Origin of the sequence: Microvirga flocculans ATCC BAA-817, from assembly GCF_000518665.1 — a bacterium.
Taxonomy (GTDB): Bacteria; Pseudomonadota; Alphaproteobacteria; order Rhizobiales; family Beijerinckiaceae; genus Microvirga; species Microvirga flocculans.
In genome coordinates this window covers 125,615-148,620 of record NZ_JAEA01000012.1, presented here as the reverse complement: position 1 = coordinate 148,620, position 23,006 = coordinate 125,615, and the positions used below count along the sequence as shown (strand labels likewise).

At 66.2% G+C, this 23,006-nt stretch carries 22 protein-coding genes and 2 tRNA genes; 8 read left to right on the top strand and 16 right to left on the bottom strand.

The features are described 5' to 3' along the window. Positions 1 to 116 precede the first annotated feature (116 nt). The 4 genes from L879_RS21810 to L879_RS0114915 all read right to left on the bottom strand — a co-directional run bounded on the left by L879_RS21810 (position 117) and on the right by L879_RS0114915 (position 2,026). The gene (locus tag L879_RS21810; protein WP_035459775.1) at positions 117 to 416 is read right to left on the bottom strand and encodes a TM2 domain-containing protein; all 300 of its coding nucleotides are present in this window, start codon (positions 414 to 416) and stop codon (positions 117 to 119) included. A gap of 84 nt (positions 417 to 500) precedes the next feature. Then, positions 501 to 1,409, bottom strand: coding sequence for a bifunctional methylenetetrahydrofolate dehydrogenase/methenyltetrahydrofolate cyclohydrolase FolD (gene folD, locus L879_RS0114925; RefSeq protein WP_027316813.1), 909 nt, complete (start codon positions 1,407 to 1,409; stop codon positions 501 to 503). Further along, positions 1,406 to 1,729 carry a DUF167 family protein gene (locus L879_RS0114920; RefSeq protein WP_154664223.1) on the bottom strand — a complete coding sequence of 108 codons (324 nt, stop codon included), beginning with the start codon at positions 1,727 to 1,729 and terminating at the stop codon, positions 1,406 to 1,408. The genes folD and L879_RS0114920 overlap by 4 nt, the downstream gene beginning before the upstream one ends. 6 nt (positions 1,730 to 1,735) lie before the next feature. Next, positions 1,736 to 2,026: a YggT family protein gene (locus L879_RS0114915; protein ID WP_027316811.1), complete on the bottom strand. Its 291-nt coding sequence runs from the start codon at positions 2,024 to 2,026 to the stop codon at positions 1,736 to 1,738. 165 nt (positions 2,027 to 2,191) lie between these two features. Here L879_RS0114915 and L879_RS0114910 point away from each other — a divergent pair. Then, positions 2,192 to 2,267: transfer RNA gene (locus L879_RS0114910), tRNA-Ala, on the top strand. Positions 2,268 to 2,391: 124 nt separating this feature from the next. Here L879_RS0114910 and L879_RS0114905 read toward each other — a convergent pair. After that, positions 2,392 to 2,476: transfer RNA gene (locus tag L879_RS0114905), tRNA-Asn, on the bottom strand. Between the two features lie 451 nt (positions 2,477 to 2,927). Here L879_RS0114905 and L879_RS21805 point away from each other — a divergent pair. Further along, positions 2,928 to 4,349, top strand: coding sequence for an NAD-dependent succinate-semialdehyde dehydrogenase (locus tag L879_RS21805; protein ID WP_051435337.1), 1,422 nt, complete (start codon positions 2,928 to 2,930; stop codon positions 4,347 to 4,349). A gap of 168 nt (positions 4,350 to 4,517) precedes the next feature. Here the strand turns inward: L879_RS21805 and L879_RS0114890 are convergent, their stop codons facing one another. Together L879_RS0114890 and L879_RS0114885 are read right to left on the bottom strand one after the other, a co-directional pair. Next, positions 4,518 to 4,697: a hypothetical protein gene (locus L879_RS0114890; RefSeq protein WP_027316810.1), complete on the bottom strand. Its 180-nt coding sequence runs from the start codon at positions 4,695 to 4,697 to the stop codon at positions 4,518 to 4,520. A 36-nt stretch (positions 4,698 to 4,733) separates the two neighbouring features. Then, complete coding sequence (locus L879_RS0114885) at positions 4,734 to 5,306, bottom strand: PRC-barrel domain-containing protein (RefSeq protein WP_035459724.1); 573 nt, start codon at positions 5,304 to 5,306, stop codon at positions 4,734 to 4,736. A 206-nt stretch (positions 5,307 to 5,512) separates the two neighbouring features. On the opposite strand from L879_RS0114885, the gene L879_RS0114880 reads away from it, so the two are divergent. After that, entirely contained in the window at positions 5,513 to 5,791 is a 279-nt protein-coding gene (locus L879_RS0114880; RefSeq protein ID WP_027316808.1) for a hypothetical protein, read from the top strand. Positions 5,792 to 6,086: 295 nt separating this feature from the next. Here L879_RS0114880 and L879_RS0114870 read toward each other — a convergent pair whose 3' ends face one another. The 7 genes from L879_RS0114870 to L879_RS0114840 form a co-directional block, all read right to left on the bottom strand. Continuing rightward, complete coding sequence (locus L879_RS0114870) at positions 6,087 to 6,449, bottom strand: YbaN family protein (RefSeq protein ID WP_368086322.1); 363 nt, start codon at positions 6,447 to 6,449, stop codon at positions 6,087 to 6,089. Between the two features lie 67 nt (positions 6,450 to 6,516). Continuing rightward, the gene (locus L879_RS0114865) at positions 6,517 to 7,815 is read right to left on the bottom strand and encodes an amidase (protein WP_027316806.1); all 1,299 of its coding nucleotides are present in this window, start codon (positions 7,813 to 7,815) and stop codon (positions 6,517 to 6,519) included. A 56-nt stretch (positions 7,816 to 7,871) separates the two neighbouring features. Further along, positions 7,872 to 8,639 carry an ABC transporter permease gene (locus L879_RS0114860; RefSeq protein ID WP_027316805.1) on the bottom strand — a complete coding sequence of 256 codons (768 nt, stop codon included), beginning with the start codon at positions 8,637 to 8,639 and terminating at the stop codon, positions 7,872 to 7,874. Then, positions 8,636 to 9,574: an ABC transporter ATP-binding protein gene (locus L879_RS0114855; protein ID WP_027316804.1), complete on the bottom strand. Its 939-nt coding sequence runs from the start codon at positions 9,572 to 9,574 to the stop codon at positions 8,636 to 8,638. Before L879_RS0114855 ends, L879_RS0114860 begins: the two co-directional genes overlap by 4 nt. Next, positions 9,561 to 10,736: an ABC transporter permease gene (locus tag L879_RS0114850; RefSeq protein ID WP_027316803.1), complete on the bottom strand. Its 1,176-nt coding sequence runs from the start codon at positions 10,734 to 10,736 to the stop codon at positions 9,561 to 9,563. The genes L879_RS0114855 and L879_RS0114850 overlap by 14 nt, the downstream gene beginning before the upstream one ends. Positions 10,737 to 10,825: 89 nt before the next feature. Beyond that, positions 10,826 to 11,740, bottom strand: coding sequence for a glycine betaine ABC transporter substrate-binding protein OsmF (gene osmF / locus L879_RS0114845; protein ID WP_035459721.1), 915 nt, complete (start codon positions 11,738 to 11,740; stop codon positions 10,826 to 10,828). Between the two features lie 217 nt (positions 11,741 to 11,957). After that, a complete protein-coding gene (locus L879_RS0114840; protein WP_027316801.1) occupies positions 11,958 to 12,167 on the bottom strand; it encodes a DUF4170 domain-containing protein in 210 nt (69 codons plus the stop codon). 240 nt (positions 12,168 to 12,407) lie between these two features. Between L879_RS0114840 and L879_RS0114835 the strand changes: the two genes are divergently transcribed. Next, on the top strand, positions 12,408 to 13,841 hold the full coding sequence (locus L879_RS0114835) for a helix-turn-helix domain-containing protein (protein ID WP_027316800.1): 1,434 nt from the start codon (positions 12,408 to 12,410) through the stop codon (positions 13,839 to 13,841). Positions 13,842 to 13,853: 12 nt separating this feature from the next. On the opposite strand, the gene L879_RS0114830 is transcribed toward L879_RS0114835, so the two are convergent. Continuing rightward, complete coding sequence (locus L879_RS0114830; RefSeq protein WP_027316799.1) at positions 13,854 to 14,369, bottom strand: GNAT family N-acetyltransferase; 516 nt, start codon at positions 14,367 to 14,369, stop codon at positions 13,854 to 13,856. Then, complete coding sequence (locus L879_RS0114825) at positions 14,366 to 15,094, bottom strand: glutamine amidotransferase (protein ID WP_027316798.1); 729 nt, start codon at positions 15,092 to 15,094, stop codon at positions 14,366 to 14,368. Before L879_RS0114825 ends, L879_RS0114830 begins: the two co-directional genes overlap by 4 nt. A gap of 375 nt (positions 15,095 to 15,469) precedes the next feature. On the opposite strand from L879_RS0114825, the gene L879_RS0114820 reads away from it, so the two are divergent. From L879_RS0114820 to L879_RS0114805, 4 genes are all read left to right on the top strand, one after another. Continuing rightward, positions 15,470 to 15,859: a response regulator gene (locus L879_RS0114820; protein ID WP_027316797.1), complete on the top strand. Its 390-nt coding sequence runs from the start codon at positions 15,470 to 15,472 to the stop codon at positions 15,857 to 15,859. Positions 15,860 to 16,029: 170 nt separating this feature from the next. Then, the gene (locus L879_RS0114815) at positions 16,030 to 19,674 is read left to right on the top strand and encodes a FecR domain-containing protein (RefSeq protein WP_027316796.1); all 3,645 of its coding nucleotides are present in this window, start codon (positions 16,030 to 16,032) and stop codon (positions 19,672 to 19,674) included. 68 nt (positions 19,675 to 19,742) lie between these two features. After that, entirely contained in the window at positions 19,743 to 21,656 is a 1,914-nt protein-coding gene (locus L879_RS0114810; RefSeq protein ID WP_027316795.1) for an adenylate/guanylate cyclase domain-containing protein, read from the top strand. A 279-nt stretch (positions 21,657 to 21,935) separates the two neighbouring features. After that, entirely contained in the window at positions 21,936 to 22,823 is an 888-nt protein-coding gene (locus tag L879_RS0114805) for a cation diffusion facilitator family transporter (RefSeq protein WP_027316794.1), read from the top strand. Positions 22,824 to 23,006: the final 183 nt, after the last annotated feature.

Below are 23,006 nucleotides of genomic sequence, written 5' to 3'. Positions count from 1 at the left end.
CGCACGCACCATGGCCATTCATGGCGTCGACCCGAAGGAGGGCCGCCCCCTCGGCACGACAGCTCATGGAGTATGTGCGGAAGGACGGCTCAAGCCCCCTTCCGACGAAGCGGGGATCAGGCGGGAACCAACCCGGATTGTCCACTCAGCTGATAGGCCAAGCGCTGCCTGAGTTCCTGCTGCTTGCTGCGAACCATGCCAGGGATCAGGAAGAGATCGATGAACAGCCAGACGAAGCCGATCAGAACAAAGAACGACAGGATCTGAAGGATCGCCGTGCCGGGTCGCCCGAGATAGAAGCGATGGGCCGAGAAAATGCCAAGGAAGAACCAGAACAGATAGGCCACGACAATGCTTGGCCCCTCGTTCGTGACACGGGTCTCGATGAGAAGATGTTGCTCTGTCGTCAGTGTCATGCGCGCCCCCGCTTTTATATCGATCATCAGTGTCAGACTTTGCGGTATCCGTCGAGGATATCTGTCAGACGAATGTGAATCCTTTCACGAGGCACTCGCAAAATCCACCTGAGGCATCGTCAGCCCGCGCCGGAGGCAGGCCGCTTCCAGGGTGTTGCGCAGGAGGCAGGCGATGGTCATGGGGCCGACGCCGCCCGGCACCGGGGTGATGGCGGAGGCGACCTTCACGGCCTCCGCATAGGCCACGTCGCCGACCACCCGGGTCTTGCCCTCGCCCGCGGCGGGGTTCGGCACCCGGTTGATGCCCACGTCGATCACGATGGCGCCGGGCTTGATCCAGTCGCCGCGCACCATTTCGGGCCGTCCGACGGCGGCGACGAGCAGGTCCGCGTTACGGCACACAGCCGGAAGGTCGCGGGTCCTGGAATGGGCGACCGTCACCGTGCAGCTCTGGGCGATGAGGAGCTGCGCCATGGGCTTGCCGACGATGTTGGAGCGCCCGACCACCACGGCGTTGAGCCCCGACAGATCCCGGCGCACCGATTGCGCGAGCAGCAGGCAGCCGAGCGGCGTGCAGGAAACGAGGCCCGGCACGCCGGTCATCAGCCGGCCGGCATTGATCGGGTGGAAGCCGTCCACGTCCTTGGCCGGATCGATGGCCTCGATCACCTTCTGCGCATCGATCTGCTTCGGCAGCGGCAGCTGCACGAGGATGCCGTCCACCGCCGGATCGGCGTTGAGCGTCGCGACGAGGGCCAGCAGCTCCGCCTCGCTGGTGGAGGCCGGAAGCGTATGCTCGAAGGAGCGCATGCCGACCTCGACGGTCTGGCGGGCCTTGTTCTTCACGTAGAGCTGGCTGGCCGGGTCCTCGCCGACGATCACCACGGCGAGCCCCGGCGTCACGCCCTGCCCCGCGAGCGTCCCGACCGCCGCGGCGATGCGGGCGCGCAGGCCCTGGGCATAGGCTTTTCCGTCGATGATCGTGGCGGTCATGGGTCGTCTCGTCCTGTCAAAGCGGCGAGAGCGGCGGCGAGCGGGCCGCCTTCGCCTGAGATCAGAAAGGTTTTCAGCCGGGCCGTGGCGCCCGCCTCCAGGCTCACCGCCGAGGCGGGAACCTTGAGGGCCTTGGCGAGAAGGCGCCTCACGCCCTCGTTCGCCGCCCCGTCCTCGGGCACGGCCCTGACCCGGACCTTGAGGACGGGCTTGCCGTCGGAGAGGGTCTCGACCCCGTCGACCGCATCGCGCCCGCCCCGGGGGGTCACGCGGACCCGGACCTCGAGGCCGTCGGGGCGGATGCGCCAGGGCATGGCCAGGCCTCCTCAGAAGGCAATCGGCATGAGATAGTCGACGATCAGGTTCTGGATGAAAATGATCAGCAGAATCAGGATGATGGGCGAGATGTCGACCCCGCCGAGATTGGGCAGGATGTTCCGGATCGGCCGCAGGGCCGGCTCGGTCACAGCATCCAGGAAGTTCCAGATCGAGCGGACGACATCGTTGCGGGTGTTGACCACGTTGAAGGCCACCAGCCAGCTCAGGATCGCGGAGGCGATGATCAGGTAGGTATAGAGCTGCAGGGCCAGCAGAATGACATTGAGGAGCGCGCGCATGGGAGACCTGTCAGGGATCGGCGTTGCTCATGTAGCGTTTGAAGCGCGGCCGAACAACCCATCCCGCCCCTTTGAGGCCTCCCGCCTTGCGGAAGCCCCTCACGCCGATTGACAGACCGAAGCGAGGAAGCCTAAAACGAGCCCCGCTTGGTCGTGATACAGACCGGGGCTGTAGCTCAGATGGGAGAGCGCTGCAATCGCACTGCAGAGGTCAGGGGTTCGAATCCCCTCAGCTCCACCAAGCCCTTGGCAGAACTTTCGGTCCTTCGCTTTCCTCTCCCCAAACTCAAGACAGGCATGAAGCCTCCGCTGGGCGGCTTACCTTGCCTCACAGGGTGAATTTTTCACGAAGTCTTCGAGCAAGGTGGCTCCCAGAGAGGGCCTCGAACCCCCACGCCTTGCGGCGGCGCGTCAACAGCACGCTGCGTCTTCCAATTCCGCCATCTGGGAATACCCGAAAGTATCGGACCGATCCTTGAAGCAGCTCTTCACCGGATACAGGCTGCAGGCCATCATCGGCGAATAACCATCCTCGCTTTTCGCAGATGAACGCAATTCGAAAGGATATTACCAAACAACTGAGCTTCGTTTGATTGAAATAACCTTCTTCATTCCGTCCTTATCGCGCACAATCATTATCAATTTCAGGCTCATTTTTGCAATGCAGCAAAACATGCTCTTGGGTATTACCTCTCTGCGGAAGGCCGTGCTCCGACGATATGCTGCACAACACCGAGTGCCCCTTCCTGATTACTTCACGAATAGGCCCTCGCGGCCGGCGAGGGCCGAAGCAAGGGCCGGGAACGTGATCATGTGCTGAAGAGGATGCGGGAACGGCTCCCCCATTCCGTCCGTTCCTTCGCCGCAGGAAACGGGCCGTCGAGCCCCGGGAGTCGAAGCCATGGACGAGAATACCCGCCGGCCCGAGAGCGGTGCATCGCAGGACCAGAGACCGCGTTTCGGAACCGTCGATCCGGCAACCGGACAAGACGGCCGCGTTTACGAAGGCCATAGCCTCGACGAGGCCCTGGCCATGACGCGGGAGGCGCGCCACGCCTTCGAAGCCTGGCGGCAGACGTCCTTCGCGCACCGGGCGGGCCTCATGAGGAAGGCCGCCACCGTGTTGCGCCGCCGACAAGCGGAATTCGCCGACATCATGACCGCGGAAATGGGCAAGCTCCGCAAGGAAGGCCTGGCCGAGATCGAGAAATGCGCCTTCAACTGCGACCACTTCGCGGAGAACGCAGAACGCTACCTCGCCGCGGAGCCTGTGGATCTCGGCGGCCCCAGGGCCTTCGTCACCTACAATCCGCTCGGCGTCGTGCTCGCCGTCATGCCGTGGAACTTCCCGTTCTGGCAGGTGTTCCGCTTCGCCGCGCCCGCTCTCATGGCGGGCAATGCGGCCGTGCTCAAGCATGCGAGCAACGTTCCGGGCTGCGCGCTTGCCATCGAGAGCGTGTTTCGCGAGGCGGGGTTTCCGGCGGGCCTTTTCCGCACGCTGCTGGTCCCGAGCCGGGATGTGCGCGCCCTGATCGAAGCGCCCTCCATCGCCGCCGTGACCCTCACGGGCAGCGTAGGAGCCGGGCGCGAGGTGGCGAGCGCTGCCGGCGGAGCGCTGAAGAAGAGCGTGCTCGAACTCGGCGGCTCCGACGCCTATCTCGTTCTCGAGGATGCCGATATCGACCGGGCGGCCCGCGTCTGCGCCGCCGCGCGCATGGTCAATGGCGGGCAGAGCTGCATCGCGGGCAAGCGTTTCATCGTGCTCAAGGAGGTGCGCGCGGCGTTCGAGCGCGCCTTCGTGGAGGCCATGAGGGCCTATCCGATGGGCGATCCCCGCGACGAAGCGACGAAGCTCGGGCCGCTGCAGAGCGTGAAGGCGCGCGACGCGATCCACGTTCAGGTTCAGAAAAGCATCGATCGCGGCGCCCGTCTTCTCCTCGGCGGCGAGGTGCCCGACCGGCCGGGCGCCTGGTATCCGGCAACCGTGCTGACGGATGTGCGGCCCGGCATGCCCGCCTATGACGAGGAGGTCTTCGGCCCCGTGGCGGCGATCATCGAAGCCGCCGACGAGGCGCAGGCCATCCGCATCGCCAACGCCTCGCCCTTCGGCCTGGGCTCAGGCGTTCTCACAAGGGACCTGGACCGCGGCGAGCGTATCGCCGCCGGCGCGCTCGAATCCGGCATGAGCTTCGTGAATGCGAATGTGCGCTCCGATCCGCGCATGCCGTTCGGAGGCGTGAAGGAATCGGGCTATGGCCGCGAATGCTCCTATTTCGGCATCCGCGAATTCACCAACATCAAGAGCGTGGTGGTGGAGCGTTGAGGCGCGAAGGAAAGAGCGCAAAGAAAAAGCCTGAACGGAGGACCCGACAGGCTGTCTGAGTTTACCAGAGGGAACGAAGGCATTCGGAGAATCAACGGCGCAAACGCCCACGAGTTCCCGGAAGGGCAGGCCCCGGAATGGCCCGCGCGGCGCGCCGGATACCGGCCGCTATGCGGCCTCGATGTCGTTCTGCTCGACGACGCGTTCGATCATTTCCGCGTCGTTCCTGATGCAATAGAGAGGCATTCCGCCCGCCGTCGACGGAAGCAGGCGCAGAATCCTGAAGCGGTCGTGCGGAAGCTTCTGTGAAACGCTCCGGGGCTGAACGACCTGGCCGACCTTGAACATGTGCTTCATCCTGATCGTCTCCGTTTGGCGTCCCGATCAGATCGGGCCGCGTGGGATGTCGTGCCAGTAATCGCGCAGCTCCTGCTCGCGACTGCGTTCGGGCCAGACCCGATCGTCGCCGTAGAAGGCGGGCGCACCGACGACCTGCGCCTCCGTGATATCGGTGCGATAGCCTTCGAGCTCCGTGTCGTAGGACAGCTTGTCCCACGGGATCGTGTGATGGTGCACGCCTACCCCTAAGAACCCGCCGAAGGTCACGTCGACATAGAGCACGCGCCCGCTCGCCTTCTCGATCAGAAGCCGCTTGATGGTGCCGATCTGCGTTCCCTGCGGGTCGTAGACGGCCGTGCCCTCGACGCGGTCGCTCTCGATCACGGGATGCGTCGAAGCCGGGCGGTTGACGGGCCCCCAGAGATAGAAGCCGTTTTCGAGAATTCCGGCGGCGACGATCGCGCGGCTGATATCGAGCGTCCATTCCTCGTCGGGGCCGATCTGCTGCAAGGGGGTCCAGGGCCCCTGATCCGCGGGCAATGCCTCTCCGGCGGGGCTCTCGGCGAACCCGCGCAGGCCGGGAATGCTCGTCGACTGGAACACGTAATAGGTTCTCATGCGCGCCTCCCTCACAGGATCAATTGCGTCGCATTCATGGACCGGGTGATCATTGTAAACCTCAATGTCCCGGCCTCAAACCGGTTCCTGCATGGCAAACCGCAAAACCGGAGTGTCGCGCCCGACAAATACCGGGTCCACTTTTGAGGCGCGATGCGCTAGGCTGGTGCCAGAAGATGGGGTGTCGGACCGCGAGGAAAGGGCCGGTGATCGCAGACCTGACCATGTCTCTGCTCGTCGTCCTTGCCGGCGCCGTCGGGATGCTCCTCCTGCTCCTGACCTGGTTCGGCGGACGGACCATCACGCCGGAGATCGAGGACGAACTCGACCCGATCCTTGGAGCCCGCGACCCGATCGCGATTTACGAGTCGCACGGGCCGTACATTTCCATGCCCGACCACCTCACGACCAGCGAACAGATGGTCGATTGGATGACCAAGGAACTGCCGAAGCTGACGGCGGAGATCGCCAATCCTCGGCATTGATACAATGTCGGGGCAAAAAAGCGGATGCCGGATCGTCAAGGAAACATCAGGGCGGATGCGAACACGCTTGCCGTGTAGGCCAGCGCAAGCAGCAGCGGCGAGAGGATGGCCGCAGCCGCAAGCAGAAAGACCGAAAGGCTGACACTTCGCATGGCGTTGCTCCCTTTGAAGATGCATGAAGCCTAACCGGAACCTGGGCCATAGCATGGCGCAAGCGGGGCCAAATCGGAGACGCCCGTGCCGGAGCGCGATCCGACTTCGCTTGTTTGAAATCTCCTGACGCCTTGAATGTTCCCTATGGCCGCGGCCTCGGGCGCGTCGCGATGAAGAGCGCGACGCTGCCCATGATCGCAGCGAGCAGCATGGGCACGACGCGGCTTTCGGAGAGCCACAGGATCAGCCCATAGGATGATGCCAGCATGGTCAGCGCCCAGACCTTGGCGCGAAAGGGAATGGCCCGCTGATCGCGCCATGTGGTGAGCAGGGTACCGAACCGGGGATGGCTGTAAAGTTTGTGCGCCAGATCGGGATTGGAACGCGCGAAGCACCAGACGGCCAGCAGAACGAAGGGCGTCGTCGGCAGAACCGGCAGGAAGATTCCGACGATGCCGAGCCCCAGGCTCGCATAGCCGCAGCACAGATAGACGAGGCGCATCATCCCGGTTCTCGCAGGCTTCGGCACGGATGAGACATAACGCTAGTCCCGCGCTTTCGTGCCTGCCCGCTCATCGTCCCTGCGCCAGCATCGCCTCGACGCCCGCCGCGATGTCCAGAAGCCGCCTGTCCTGCCCGTGGCGCGCCACCAGCATGAAGCCCACGGGGCGCTCGCATCCGGGAATCGGCAGCGAGATGGCGGTGAGATCGAACTGATTGCCGAACATCGTGTTGCGCAGGATATGCCAATCCGTCCGGTGATAGAGCTTCTCGTCCGCCTCCAGCGGCGCGATCGGCGGGGCGGAGATGGCGGTGGTCGGCAGGGCCAGCACGTCGATGGCCGACAGGCGCTCGTCCATGGCGGCGGCGAGCGCGCGCCGGTCGCGGAGCATGCGGATGTAGACGGGAGCCGGAACGGCGCCGCTGCGGGCGATGGAAGGCCCCACGAGCGGGTCGATCTCCGCCTCCTTCGCCGTCAGCCAATCCGCATGGATCTCCGCCGCCTCGATGGAGGCGATGGACGCGGCGCGCGTGGTCTGCGCCATGGCCTCGAGCAGATCGTCGATGTCGTGTTCCGACAGGCGCGCGCCCGCCTGCGACAGGCGGCTCACGGTCGCCTCGAAGGCCTGGGCCACCATCGGCTCGGTGTCGGAGAACAGGCGTCCGCGCGGCAAGCCGATCCGCAAGCCCGCCAGCGGACAGGGCTGGACGGGGCGCGGCTCCTCGCCCGCCATGATGGCGTCCGCATCGGCACAGTCCTGGACGCTCTTCGCAAGCGGTCCCACGGAATCGAGGCTGGGCGAGAGCGGGAATACGCCCTCCAGCGGGATGCGGCGGGCGGTGGGCTTGAAGCCAACGACGCCGTTGAAGGCCGCCGGAATGCGCACCGAGCCGCCCGTATCGCTGCCGATGGAAATCTCGCTCGTTCCCTCGGCCACGGAAACGCCGGCCCCCGACGAGGAGCCGCCGGGAACCCGCAGCGGATCGGCCGCATTGCCGGGCGTGCCGTAATGCGGGTTGAGGCCGATCCCCGAATAGGCGAACTCGACCATGTTGGTTTTGCCCAGGATCACCGCCCCCGCCTGGCGCAACCGGCGGACGATGGCGGCGTCCCGCGCCGCGGGCGGCCTGTCGCGCAGGGCGACGGAGCCCGCCAGGGTGGTTTCTCCCGCCACGTCGAAGAGATCCTTGATCGAGACGATCGCGCCGTCGAGCGGGCCCAAGGAGACGCCTGCGCGCTTGCGCGCGTCGGCGGCGTCCGCCGCGGCGCGGGCCGCATCTTCGTAAAGGCGCAGGAACACGCGCTCCTCGGCGGCGCGCCTTTCCAGGCGCGCGAGGATGGTTTCGAGCTTGTCTCGGATCGTCGTCATGAAACACCGAATGGAAGGCGGGACAGGAAGGTTAGCACCCGAGCGGGCGCCCGCTGTCAAGACGGCTGGGACGTCGCCGCCCCAGCCGGACGGCCCAGCCGCCGGGCCACGGCGCGCTCCACCGCTGCCAATCCGCCGTGAATGAGAACCGCCAGCAGCGCGACCACCAATCCGCCCTGGAGGATGAAGGCGACGTTGTTGGATTGCAGGCCGGCGATGATGACCTCGCCCAGCCCCTTGGCCGCCACCGTCGAGCCGATGGTGGCGGTGCCGAGGCTGATGATGACCGAGAGCCGGATGCCCGCGAGGATCACCGGCAGCGCGAGAGGCAGCTCCACCTGGATCAGGCGCTGGCGGGCATTCATGCCCATGCCCTTGGCAGCCTCCAGCGTCTGCGGCTCCACATCCGCCAATCCGGTGAGGGTGTTCTCGAAGATCGGCAGGAGGCCGTAGAGAAAGAGCGCGATGAAGGTGGGCTTCTCGCCGAATCCGACGAGCGGCACCGCAATCGCCAGCACCGCGACGGGCGGAAAGGTCTGGCCGATATTCACGAGGCTGCGCGACAGCGGCAGGAACTCCTGCCCGAAGGGACGCGTGACGAAGACGCCGAGCGTCACGGCCAGAACGGAACTCGCGAGAGTCGCGAGAAACACCGTGCGCAGATGCGACAGGGTGAGCGCGAGGAGACTGCCCTGATCGTAGATCGCCGACGCGTTGTTCGCGGTGAGCGGCTCGAATGCGAAGGCAAAGAGCTGCGGCCGCGCAACGAACGCCACGAGCAGGAGAAGAGCCGCCGCGCGAAGAAGGACCGCTTGCGCTCTCATGGGTCAGCGCGACCGTGCCGGAGGATGCGGTCCACGCTGATGCGTCCGACCGGCGCGCCGGACGAATCGGTGACGGGCAGCGCCTGCCTGCCGAGCCAGATCAGCTGCGAGAGCGCATCGCGCAGGCTGGCGGAAAGCGGAACCGGCTGCCCTTCGGCGCTTCCGGGCTCGAGGGCGTCCTGAACCGTCGTCAGCGACAGGAGACGGAACGGGCGCTCCGTCGTGCCCACGAGCTCCTCGACGAAGGCTTCCGCAGGATGCGTCAGGATATCGGCCGGAGAGGCATATTGCAGGAGCCGCGCCCGGTCCATGACGGCGATGCGGTCGCCGAGATGAAACGCCTCGTTCATGTCGTGGGTCACGAGCATGATGGTGGTGCCGAGGCGCTTCTGGATCGCGCGCAGGTCGTCCTGCGCCTTGCCGCGGATCACCGGATCGAGCGCGCCGAAGGGCTCGTCCATCAGAAGAACGGCGGGCTTGGCCGCAAGGGCGCGGGCGACGCCTACCCGCTGCTGCTGGCCGCCGGACAGCTGGTGCGGAAATTTCGTCGCGAACTCCGCCGCATCGAGCTGGAAGAGGTCGAGCAGCTCCTCGACGCGCGCCGCGATGCGCCGCCTGTCCCAGCCGAGCAGGCGCGGCACCGTGGCGATGTTCTGCGCGACCGTGCGATGCGGAAAGAGTCCGTATCCCTGGATCACGTAGCCGATGCGGTGGCGCAGCTCGTCCTCCGGAATCGTCATCGTGTCCTTGCCGTCGATGAGGACGCGGCCCGCGCTCGGTTCCACGAGGCGGTTGATCATGCGCAGCAGGGTCGACTTGCCCGCTCCCGAGGTGCCGACCACGACCGCGACCGTGCCCTCCTCCACGCGGAAGGACACGTCGTCGACGACCGTGGTTGCGCCGTAGCGCTTGGTGAGATGCTCAATGTCGATCATGCGCACCCCGCTGTGTCAGATCGATGATCGCATCGAGGACGATGGCCGCGGCGAAGGACAGGGCCACCGTGGGAATCGCGCCGAGCAGCACGAGGTCGATGGCCGTCTGCCCGATGCCCTGGAAGACGAAGGTGCCGAATCCCCCTCCCCCGATCAGCGCGGCGATGGTGGCGAGGCCCAGATTCTGCACCAGCGCGATGCGGATTCCCGCGAGAATGACCGGAAAGGCGAGCGGCAGCTCGACCTGCACCAGGCGCTGCCGCCGCGAGAGACCCATGCCGCGCGCCGCATCGATGACGGCTGCGGGCACCTGATCGAGACCCGTCACCGTGTTGGCGACGACCGGCAGCAGGGAATAGAGAAAGAGCGCGATGAAGGCGGGCGCCGCGCCGATGCCGTGTATGCCGAGGGCCGCCGCGAGCGGCACCTGAGCGGCGAGGAATCCGAGAGGCGCGATCAGGATGCCGAAGAGCGCGATGCTGGGGATCGTCTGCACGATGGTGAGCCCCTGAAGGACCGCAATCCGCATGGCGCGGATGCGATGGCCCAGGATGCCGAGCGGCAACCCGACGAGGCAGGCCGCCGCCATGGAGCCGAGGGCGAGCCAGAGATGCCGGCGCGCCTCGCGCCAGAAGCTGTCCGCGCGGTTCGCATATTCCTTGAGGAGGGACAGATCGTCCCAAGCGCCCGATGCCAGCAGCAGTGCGACCGCTCCCGCCGCCACGGCCAGCGCGAGCAACCTCGCCCAGGGCCCGAGGCGCAGGCGGGCCAGCGCATCGGCCGCGAGCAGCGCGAAGGCCAGCGCAAGCAGCCAGAACCCGGTCGAGGGCGAGACGCGCGCGAAGGCATTGCCGTCCGGCGTGACGAAGCTCGCGGACCACCCGGCGGCGGGAAGGATCGCGGCCAGGCCGAGAGCGGCCGCCCCCAGACGCACCAGCGGCTTGCGGACGAAGGCCGCGCAGAAGGCGATGGCCAGCACCACGGCGATGACGGCGACGGCGGGCTTCGAGGGAAGCGCATCGGCCAGCATGCGCCCTTCGCCCGCGACGATGCGATTGGCCCGGTACGTGATGAAGGGGGCCGCCAGCAGCGCGACGCCGATCAGGAGGGCGAGCACGCTTCCGAGCCGATCGAGGGAGGGGATGGAGCGCAAGGAGGTCATGCCGGAGGCGGTCGTTCGGGAAGAGATCGTGTTCACGCGGCGTCCGGCCCTTGTCGATCCCCGCCCGTTCGCCGGATCGGGGCGTCACATCACTTCAGGAAGCCCTTGGACTTCAGGTAATCCGTCGCCACGGCCTTCGCAGGCTCGCCGCCCACCTGGACGCGGGCGTTCAGCTCCTGGAGCGTGGCGAGATCGAGAGAGGCGAAGACGGGTTTCAGGATCTCGGCGATCTTGGGATTCTCCTTGAGAACGGCCTCGCGAACGATGGGCGCGGGAGCATAGACGGGCTGCACGGCCTTGTCGTCCGCCATGACCACGAGGCCCGAGGGCGCGATGCCGCCGTCGGTGCCGTAGACCATGGCGGCATTGGCGCCGTTCGTCTGCTCGGCCGCCGCCTTGATGGTCGCCGCCGTGTCGCCGCCGGAGAGCACGATGAGCTGTTCGGGCTTCATCTTGAAATCGTATGTCTTCTGGAAGGCTGGCAGGGCCGCTTCCGAGTTCACGAACTCGGCGGAGGCCGCGAGCACGACCTTGCCGCCCTTGGCGACCCATTGGCCGAAATCGGACATGGTCTTCAGCTTGTTCGCCTCGGCCACATCCTTGCGCAGGGCGATGGCCCAGGTGTTGTTGGCGGGCGCGGGATCGAGCCAGACGATCTTGTTGGCGTCGTAATCGAGCGTCTTGGCCGCCGCGTATCCCTTCGCCGCATCCTTCCAGAGAGGATCGTCCGCCTTGTTGAAGAAGAAGCCCGCATTGCCGGTATATTCGGGATAGATGTCGATCTCGCCCGCCGTGATCGCCTTGCGGACCACGGGCGTGGCTCCGAGCTGGATCCGGTCCTGCGTCTTGATGCCGTTGGCGTTGAGCGTGAGCAGGATGATGTTGCCGAGGACCGACCCTTCGGTATCGATCTTGGAGGAGACGACCACGTCGGCGCTGGCGGCGTTCATGGCCGCGAAGCCGAGGGCAAAGGCGAAGGCGAGCGGCTTGAGGACGGTCTTCATGGAAATCCCCTTGTGAAATCCTGCCTCGCTGCATCTAGAGCGCTTTTCGGCGAAGTGGATCCGGTTCGCCGTTCAAAAATGCGGCACATGACAAAGACGACAGCTGCGGGATTGAGGCAGAGGGGCACGGACGAAGACGTGAGCGGACGAGACAGAAAACCCGCCGGAGGACGAAGCCTCCGGCGGGTAACGCCCCTCAAGCGCGGTTGGTGGCCTCTCAGGCGCTCAGGGTCGTCGGAGGTTCCTGGGCGATGGTGAAACGGATCTGCGCCTGCGGCCGGTGATCCTCGGAGAGGGAACGCCAGGTGCGCTCGGCCTCCGTGCGGCTCTCGAAGGGACCCACGACGCGTTCCGTGCCCTGGATCATGGTTTCGCAGTCGCAGGAGGTGTACTCGCCGCCAACCACCCAGAAACGTGACTTTTGCATGGCCGTTCTCCGTTCTCCGATCGGGACCCCGCCGCCTTCCTTCGCGCGCAGAGCCTCATCATAAAGTTTACATCCGTTGACAAGGTGCCCCTCCGACCCACAAAGTAGTCTGCGTCGGCAGGGCGTCTGAGGGATATAATTCCAGAAGAAGTCTTTGTTTCAATGGCTGATTTCAAAAGAAAAGTAGCCTTGTAAATGGACGACACCATCAGATCGGTCAATTTGTAAAAAGATTTACAAATGGATGAGAGCAGAAAACTCTTTGTCGGCCCCCGCCTCAAGCGCCTGCGGCGGGACCTCAATTTGAGCCAGGCCCGCATGGCCGAGGAGCTCGGGCTCTCGCCCAGTTACCTGAACCTCATGGAACGCAACCAGCGCCCGATCACGGCGCAGGTGCTCATCCGCCTCGCCCATGCCTATTCGCTGGACCCGCGCGAATTCGCCAACGACGACCACGAGCGCACCGCATCGGAGCTGGAGGAGGTTTTCGCCGATCCGCTGTTCCGCAGCACCCCGGTGGCGCGGCTCGAGCTGCGCGAGACCATCGAGAGCGCCCCCTCCCTCGTGGACGCCATCAACCGCCTCTACCGCGCCTATCAGGCCATGCGCGGCGCCCGGGAGGCGGTGACCCCGAACCTCAGCGACCGGGACCGCGCCGAGGACGCGCCGCAGGTGAACCCGGTCGACCGGGTGCGCGAGCTGATCCACGAGGCCAAGAACCATTTCCCGGAGCTGGACGAAGCGGCCGAAACCCTGGCCTCGGATCTCGCCGTGACGGGGCACGAGCCCTTCTTCGCGATCGCCGAGCGGCTGCGCGCGAAGCACGGCATCCGCGTGCGCGTCATGCCCATCGACGTGATGTCGGACAACCTGCGCCGCTACGACCATCACCGCCGCCAGCTCCTGATCTCGGAAATGGTGGATCCTTCGGGACGCACCTTCCAGGCCGCCTATCAGCTGGCCTTCGCGGAGATGCGCGAGACCATCGACGCGCTGGCCGCGCGGCTGGAGCCCGCGGACGGCCCGGCCCGGCGCCTGCTCAGGGTCTCCTTCGGCAATTACTTCGCTGGCGCCCTCATGATGCCCTACGGCAAGTTCCATGCGGCGGCGGAGGCCCTGGGCTACGACGTGGAGGTGCTAGGGGCGCGTTTCGGCGCGAGCTTCGAGCAGGTGGCGCACCGGCTCACGACCCTCGCCCGTCCGGGAGCGCGGGGCATCCCCTTCTTCCTCGTGCGCGTGGACGCGGCGGGCAACGTGTCGAAGCGCTTCTCGTCGGGCCGCTTCCCCTTCTCCCAGTTCGGCGGCACCTGCCCGCTCTGGAACCTGCACTCCACCTTCCGCTCGCCGGGCCAGGTGGCGACCCAGATCGTCGAGTTGCCGGATTCCTCACGCTGGTTCTCCGTGGCCCGCACGGTCAAACGCGCCTTCAACCCCTGGGGCGCGCCCGATCCGCAATTCGTGGTGGGCCTCGGCTGCGAGCTGAAATACGCCCATCGCCTCGTCTATGCGCGGGGGCTCGACCTCGCCTCGGCGGATGCCACGCCCATCGGCGTCAATTGCCGCCTGTGCGAGCGCGCCGCCTGCCCGCAGCGGGCCGCGCCGCCGCTCATGCATGCGCTGATCGTGGACGAGATGAGGCGCGGCGTCTCGCCCTTCGAATTCGACGCCACGTGAAGGCGAAGGCCGTCAGGCGGGGCGGTCGTGCCGGTAGAAGGCGTTGGGAATGCCGTTGATGCCCCTCAGGCCCGTGAACGTCATTCCGGCCTTCTCCAGCACCCTGCGGGATGCCTTGTGCTCGGCGACCGCGAAGCCGATCACATGATCGATGGGCGCAACTCCATAGATCCACCTCAGCAGGGCGCTCGCCACCTCCGTTGCATAGCCCTGGCCCCAGACGTCGCGCCTGAAGCTGTAGCCGAGTTCGAGCTCGCCCGTCTCATCGAAGCGGCTGAAGCCCGCGCGGCCGACGAACCGGCCCTGCGCGTCGAGAGCCTTGAACTTCGACCAGCCGTGCGCGGCGTAATCGGCGCGAAAGCGCGCGAACTTTTCCCGGAGGATCGGCTCGTCCCAGGCATCCTCTCCCGCCTCCAGGAAGCGCTGGACATCCGGATCGCCATGCAAGGCCGCAAACAGCGGAAAGTCCTCGTCCTGCCATGGGCAGAGCCGCAGGCGCTCCGTGACGAGAATGGTCCCGCCACTCATGCGCGCGCGCCCTCGTCGAGCCAATGGTCGAGAAACCGGTCGAGCCAGCGGGAAACATGCGGGTCGTACTGATAGCGCCCGTCGATCTGGCGCACCCGGTCCTGCGCACCGGGCATGCACAGCCGCTCTTCGGCGACGACGGTCCAGCGGCAGAGCATGGCGTGCGTCACCTCCGGATGGAACTGGAGGCCGAAGGCCTTCTCGCCGGCGCGGATCGCCTGGGTCGGGAAATCGTCGCCCGTCGCCAGGGTTTCGGCTCCCGAAGGACAATCGAAGCCTTCGCGGTGCCAGTGATAGACATGGCCCGGCCATGGCACGCCCCAATCCTCGCTCAGCCTCTCCCCGGCCGCCGTGGGCAGCAGGGGGTAATAGCCGATCTCGGCCCGGCCCTCCGGGTGGGTCCAGACGCGGGCGCCCAGGTGCTTGGCCATCATCTGCGCCCCGAGGCAGAGGCCCAGATACGGCTTGTTCTCCTTGAGCGGCACCTCGATCCAGTCGATCTCGGTCTTGACGAAATCGTCCGGATCGTTGGCGCTCATGGGACCGCCGAAGATCACGGCGCCGGTATGCTCCGCGAGGGTCTCCGGCAGCGGATCGCCGAAGCGCGGGCGGCGGATGTCGAGGGAATAGCCGCGCTCCAGAAGGAGGCGCCCGACCCGGCCGGGAGTCGAGTGCTCCTGGTGCAGGACGATGAGAACCGGTGCTTTGAGGGCCCGCCTAGGCATGGAAGCGGTCCGATGCGCAGGCGTTCATGAGGGGGAGGAAGCGGCGACGCGACAACATGGGGCCATTATTCAGGACAAGCGGCCGCCTTCGCAAGAGGCTGCGATCCCTTCCTTTCCGGCCTCCTCCGTCCCGTCCTGGGCCGCGCTGTCCATACCGGGTCGATTCAGGCAGGCCGGGACTAGGCGAACGAAACCGTCACCCTAAGTTCACCCGCGCAAGGATGTTGCATCGAAGCCACGCACGAAACTTTTGCATGACCGCACGAAATGATAGAAATATCTGATTCTCAAGGCCTGACGTCGACGGCATCGAGGGCGCCCGACCTCCGCTCTGGGGAGCCCTCTCCAAGGCCTTGCGTGAAAGAAAGTAAAACCGTGACCGACAGCTTAGCGAGCGAAGACGATCTCTCCGGCCTGCGGATTCTCGTCGTCGAGGACGAGGCGGCAATCTCCCTGCTGCTGGAGGACATGCTCCTCGATTTCGGTTGCGAGGTGATCGGTCCGGCGGCCCGGCTCTCGGCCGCTCTCGATGCGGTGGAGCAGGAGAAGGTGGATCTCGCCATTCTCGACGTGAACGTCGCCGGCGAGCCGATCTATCCGGTGGCCGAGGCCCTGGCGCAGCGCTCCATTCCCTTCGTCTTTTCGACAGGCTACGGCAGCGCCGGGATCCGCGACGCGTTCCGCGACCGTCCGGTCCTGCAGAAACCCTTCGCCCAGAACGACCTCAAGCAGAAGCTTCTCGCCGCGCGGGGCAAGACGGGCTGAAGCCGTTCCGAAGCGGCATTGCATAGCCTCACTGTGGCGCATATGCCGCAATCGTTCACCCTGTGCTCCAAAACACAGCATCGGCTGCGTGAATCGACTTTGATCCCGGTCCCTTCCTGCTAAGTTCGAGTAACGTTAGAGCAGGTACCCCCGGTCGAGTTGGTTCACTCATGTCTGTCCGTTCCCTCACGCTTCTGGCCGCCGCGAGCGCGCTGGCTCTGAGCCTTGCCGAAGCGCAGGCCCAGTCCCCCATTCCGCGGCAAGGCCCGTCCGCCGGCGCCATCGTGGCGGCGAAGGGCGGCGAGGAAATGCGCTTCGTGCGCGAGGATCTCTGGCGCGCGGCCGCGCTCCAGCAGAACGTGGTCGGCGGGGATACCCTGCGCACCAACGCGATCGGCAATCTGGCGATCCTGTTCGCCGATCAGACCCAGATCCGCGTCGGCCGCAACTCGACCCTGACCGTGAACGACGTGGCCGCCGGCAACGCCGGCACGACAGAGCTCAGCCTTCAGAGCGGCAATATCTGGGCCCGGGCGGCCCGCGGCGGAACCGGCGTCGACGTCAAGACGCCCGCGGCCGTGGCGGCGATCCGCGGCACCGACTGGTCCCTGTCGGTCGAAGGCGGCCGCACCTCCCTCATCGTGCTCGAAGGCGTGGTGGAGCTGACCAATTCGCAGGGCACCGTGACGGTCCGCCAGGGCGAAGGGGCCGTGGTCTCCATCGGGCAGGCCCCGACGAAATTCGTGCTCACGAATTCCAACGACCGCGAGCAGATGCTCTTCTACCTGAGCCTGCGCGAGACGTTCTCATCGCTCTCGACCACGCCCCTGACCGGTCCGGGCCTGCGGGCGGAACGCGCCCGGATCAAGGCCCTTGCGCCTGAGGCGCGCAGCGCGGAGGACTGGCTCACCCTGGCGGAGATCGCTCCCTCCTATGACGGCCGGGACGTCGCCACACAGGCCCTCGCCGAGGCCCGCAAGCGGCGGCTCAGCACAGCGCAGCGCGCCCGCGCGGACATGGTCGAGGCCGCCCTCCTCGGTTCGCAGCACCGCTGGTCCGAAGCCGCGGCCCTGTTCGCCAAGGCGGAGCGGGGCGTCGATCCCAAAAGACGCGCCCTGGCCTCCTATGGCCGCTACATCACGCAATCCCTGGCCGATCCGAAGCGGATCTACGCGGAGCCTGCGGCTTCCGCCAACGATGCGTGGGGCGCGCTGGCCCATGCCTATGTGGTCGCCTTCAAGCAGGACCTGAACGCGGCGGCCGACGTGCTGAAGGCCGCGGAGAAGCGCTTCCCGAACGATGCGCGGATCGCCGCCGCCGCGGCGACGGTGGCCTACACGCTGAACCGGCGCGACGACATGCGCGCCTCCATCGCCAGGGCCAAGGCTCTCGATCCGGACGATCCGGAGGTGATCGCCGCCGACAGCAGCATCCGCGGCGACATCGACGGAGAGGTCAACGGGGCCGTCGAGTCCCTGCGCCGGGCCCTTGAGACCGCGCCGGGCAATGCCGGCCTGTGGAATACGCTGGGCCTGTTCGAATCGGATCGCGACAGGCCGATTGCAGCCGAAGAGGCCCTGCGCCGGGCCATCGCGGAGGACCCGTGGAGCCCGGTGGCCTATGCCAATCTGGCGATCTTTCTGCTGGACCAGAGCCGGGTGGAGGAGGCGGGCGCCCTGATCGACAAGGCGCTCAGCCTCGATCCAGGCTTCCACGTGGCCTATCTCGCACGGGGCCGCTACCTGCTCCAGAAGGGTGAATCCGCCAAGGGGCTCGAGGCCATCCTCGCCGGCTCGGCCGCCAATCCCGGCCTGTCGCAGGGCCTGCTCCTGACCGCCCTCGCCTATTACCAGGACGGCGACGATGAGCTGGCGATCCAGGCCCTCGACAATGCGGACCGGCTCGATCCGAACGATCCCGTCGTCTCCAGCGTGCGCACCGGCATCGCCATCGACCAGTACCAGGCGGACCAGGCCGTTCTGGCAGCCCGGGAGACCCTGCGGCGCTACCGCCAGCGGGGCGGCGACTTCACAGGCATCGCCGTGAACAAGGACGGCGGCTCCTATCCGGCGCAGGCCTATCGTTTCCTGAACCTGAACGAATGGTCCCGTTTCTACGGCGACCGGGTATTCGATCCCTTCACGGCATCGAGCTATTTCGACCAGTCGGCCGTCCAGCGGCCCAGGGTTTTCACCCAGAAACCGGACGTGTCGACCATCGAGACCGGCGTCGACACGGACATGACGGCGCTCAACCTCACGATCCAGGGTCTCTTCTTCGATCCGCTGGCCGTGTCCGGCCGCATCGGACGCCCCGATTTCATCCGGCGTCCCTTCCTGGACGTGGAGGTGGGCGGCGCCGCGCTGCGTCACAACGGCCGCTGGGGCTGGGGCGCCGAAGCGACGGCGCAGGGCTTCTCGAACGAGCCGCTGCCGACCTCCTTCACCCTGACGGCGAGCCGCGCCAAGGCCAATGGACGCGACCTGATCGACAAGGAGGGCGCGGATAGCGGAGCCTTCTTCGTCGGCATGGCGCCGTCGGCATCCGACCGCTTTCTCGTCTTCGGCGCCGGAGCGAACAGGGATCCTGCCCTGGCCTCGATCTCGACTCCTTCAAGCCTGCTCAATGCGACCCTGGACAGCACCGCCATGCTGGGCGGCGCCGGGTGGAGCCACAGCTTCAGCGACAGGAACGTGCTGACCGGCGCCGTGTTCGGAATCAATGCCCTGGACCGGCGCTATGGAGAGGTGGCCGTCGTCTCGCCCACCAATCCCAACTTCATCGAAGGTGGAACCAACTGGACGCGCACCCGCGTCGAAGGCGCAGCGGCCAGCCTGTCCCACATGATCGGCTTCGGCGACGTCACCTTGCACTACGGACTTGAGGCGCAGCGGGGACGCAGCACCGAGAGCAATAGCGGCTGGGGCTTTACCTTCAACCGGGTCACGAGCACCTACGAGAAGTTCGTCAATATCGACGACCGGACGAGCACCGACTTCAATGCGAGCCGCCTCTATGCGGATGCGTTCTGGCGTCCCTTCGACTGGCTCGAGGCGCAGGCCGGGATCGAGCGCAGCACCATCGAGGTCGAAAACAACGACGAGACCATGATCGCGCCGCGCGTCGGCATCGCCGTCTCGCCCTTCGAAGGCCAGTGGCTGCGGGCGGCCTACCGTCAGGATATGCTGCAGCCGATCGCCTTCACGCTGGCGCCCGTCACCACCGTGGGCCTGGCCCCCAACGAGCTGCCCATCGGATTCGGCGGGGAGACCAAGACCCTCGCCCTGCGCTGGGACGCGGAATGGTCGCCCTATGTCTTCACCGCCGTCGAGTACCAGCGCCAGGAAGCGGAAGACCTGAACATTCCGGTGGCCTATTCGGTCGACACTCTCGGCATCGGGAAGGCACGCATCGAGCGTCTCGCGGCGACGGCGAACCTGTGGCTCACCCATGGCTTCGGCGTGTTCGGCACCGTCGGCACTGTCTCGTCGAAGATCCGCTCGGAAGAAGCGCCCGGCGCCGACGTGCCCTTCATCGCCGGCAAGTTCGCCCGCGCGGGCGTGACCTTCGTCCATCCGAGCCGTCTCAAGCTCACCTTCGCCGGAACCTTCCTGAGCGACATCACCGGCAACATCGAAGGCCGCCCCATCGACGATTACTGGACGGCGGATGCGACGCTTTCGTGGGAGACGCCGGACCGCAGGCTTCTCTTCGGCCTGAGCGTGCTCAATATGTTCGATGAGAAGTACGAGCTTGCCCTCGACGCCCGCGGGCCGGGCCGCACGTTCGAGGCAAGCCTGAAGGCCAGGTTCTGAGGGTGAGCGACGAGAATACAGCCTCTCAGAGGAACGGTGCAGGAGACCCGCTTTGGCGACACTTCGCCATGGCGGGCCTCATCGCGGCCCTTCTGATTCCGGTCGTGTTCTTTCCTCCCTTCCGCCTGATCGAGGCACGGCTTTACGACCTGCTCTCGGTCATCGCCCCGCCGCGTCCATCCCAACCGGGAGCGATCGTGGTGGCCATCGACGAGCCGTCCTTCTCCGAGATCGGCCAGCGCTGGCCCTGGTCGCGGGAGCTGCACGCCAGGCTCGTCGAGAGCCTGCGCGCGGCCGGCGCGAAAGTCGTCGCCTTCGACATCATCTTCGCCGAGCCGTCGACCGAGGAAGCGGATTCGGCTTTCGCCAAGGCGCTCGGCCCGGGCGTGGTCCTGGCGGCGGATGTTGCGACCATCGTGCTGAACCAGGGAACCCAGATCACGCAGGTCAATCCGCTCGATCCGTTCCTCGATGCCGGAGCCGTGGCCGGCATCGCCTCGGTCGATCCCGACGGGGACGGCTATCTGCGCCGCATGCCCACGCTTCACGACGGCTTCGCGGCCGAGGCGCTCCGCCTGAGCGGGGCGCAGGCCGCGCCCGCTCCCGACGGCGCGTTGATCCAGTATTTCGGCCCGGACCGCTCCTATCCGACGGCGTCCTATTATCAGGCTCTCGATCCGGCGAACTTTCTGCCGCCCGGCTACTTCAAGGACCAGATCGTCCTGGTCGGCCTGAGCCCGAAGACGGCGACCACGGCCGACGCGAGCACGCCCGACACGTTCCTCACGCCCTATACGCTGACGGAAGGCACGCTCACGGCGGGCGTGGAGGTGCAGGCGACCATTCTCGACAACCTGCGTCACGGCCTCTACGTGCTGCCCGCGCCGCCATGGGCCATGGTGCTTCTCGTGCTGGCCGGGGCGATGCTGGCCGCAGCCCTCTGCACGCACGGCGTCTCGTGGCGCACGGGCCTGTCCGCCTTCTTCGTGCTCGCCTTTTTCTTCGTCGGCGCCTGGGCGGTTCTGCGCTTCAGCCGCGTATGGGTGCCGCCGGCCCTTCCGGCGGCGGCGGCGCTGGCGGTGTTCGGCACCCGCTTCGGCCTGGACTATGCCCGCGAGCGGCATCTGCGCCGCGCCGTCTCGGAAGCCTTCTCGCGCTATCTCTCGCCGGAGCTCGTGGCCCAGCTCGCCCGCGATCCGGGCGCCCTGAAGCTGGGAGGCGAGCGGCGCAACCTGTCGGTCCTGTTCTGCGACGTGCGTGGCTTCACGACCCTGTCGGAAAAGCTGAAGGACGAGCCAGAGCGCCTCACCGCGCTCATCAACCGCCTGCTCGATCCGCTCTCGGAAGCGATCCTCGCGGAAGGGGGCACCATCGACAAATATATCGGCGACTGCGTGATGGCCTTCTGGAACGCGCCCCTGCCGTGTCCCGACCATCCCTTGCGCGCCGCCCGCGCCGCCCTGCGGATGCTGGAGGCGGTCGCGCGCCTGAATGCGGAGCTGCGGCGGGAGCAGGGCGAGGATGCGCCGGTCTTCGCCATCGGCGTCGGTATCAACACGGGCGATTGCGTGGTCGGCAACGTGGGCTCCCGCTGGCGCTACGATTACTCCGTGCTCGGGGACACGGTGAACCTGGCCTCGCGGCTGGAGAGCCTGTCGAAGGAATACGGCGTTTCCATCGTCCTCGGACCGGCGACCGCAAAGGCCCTGCAGGACCATTTCGTGCTGATCGAACTCGACCGCATCGCCGTCAAGGGGCGCACCGAGAGATCGACCGTGTTCACCATCCTCGCCCCGAAGAACTCTGGCCAGGACAAGGCCTTTTCCGAACTGACCGAGCTGCACCCTACCGTTCTCGACAGCATCGGCGCCGGAAAGCGCGGGGAGGCCCTCGCGCTGATCGACCAGTGCCGGACGCTCGCGCCGTCCCTGTCGACCTATTACGGGAAGCTGCGGCTCAAGGCGTCCGCAATCGAGGAGTAAGGCCCGCGCGAAAGCGCGACCGGCAAGAGCTGTTTCCACCAAGCAAAAGCAGCTCTCGTCTTCGCCATGGCGCATTGTCTGGACGGCGAACGGGATCCACTTCGCCGAAAAATGCTCAAGTGCCGTGAAAGCCCGATCAGGCTTGGCTTTCCTTGTCCGTCACGGCGGCGATCCTGGTTTTGCAAACGAATTGCAAGTAAAACAAGATCTTGCGCTTGCGTCATCAGGCTCTATAAGGTCGCCTCGTTCTCCCCGATCCAGCTTTTTTCGTGTCGCGCCATGGACAAGATTCATAAACTTGCCATCGGCAGCATATTCGTCGGAACCATTGTTTTCGTCCTGAAATATGCCGCCTATTACATCACGGGCAGCATTGCGCTCTATTCCGACGCCCTGGAGAGCATCATCAATGTGGTGACGGCGGTCGCGGCCTTCATGGCCGTTCGCGTGAGCGCCGCGCCGGCGGACGCCAATCACCCTTATGGCCATCACAAGGTGGAGTATTTCTCTGCCGTCCTCGAGGGCGTGCTGATCATCGTGGCGGCGCTCGCCATCATGCGCGAAGCCTATTTCGGCTTCCTGTCGCCGAAGATGATCGACGCCCCCATGGAGGGCCTCGCCATCAATGCGCTGGCGGGCGTGATCAATGCCGCCTGGTCCTGGATCCTCATTCATCGCGGACGGCGCCTGCGTTCCCCCGCGCTCGTGGCCGACGGACGCCATCTTCTCACCGACGTCATGTCCTCGGGCGGCGTTCTGGTCGGCCTCATGCTCGTCCCCGTCACCGGATGGGCCTGGCTCGATTCCGTCCTCGCCGGGCTGGTCGCCCTCAACATTCTCTGGTCAGGCTGGAGCCTGATGAAGGAGAGCATCGGCGGCCTCATGGACGAGGCCCTGCCCGATACGACGCTCACCCGCGTGCGCGAGATCATCGCGGTGAATGCGGAAGGCGCCATCGAGGCGCACGACCTGCGCACGCGCCATGCGGGCAAGATGACCTTCATCGATTTTCACCTCGTGGTGCCGGGCGCCATGAGCGTGACCGACGCCCACGACATCTGCGACCGCCTCGAACGCGCGCTCAAGGCGGATGTGGAAGACGCCCTCATCACGATCCACGTGGAACCGGACAACAAGGCCAAGCACGCAGGCATCGTGGTTCTGTAGCTTGCGCGGCCCGTCCCGACATGGCATTCATGCCCACATGAACGACCGTGCGACCTCCATCAAGTCTCTGTGGTGGCGCTCCTGAAGGGAGCGGCACGTCGTCATGATCTGAAACGAACGTAGCCGCCGTGCACGGCAGGCAGCGTTCGTTCATCCCGACAGGTCTTCGTCACGGCGGCTCTC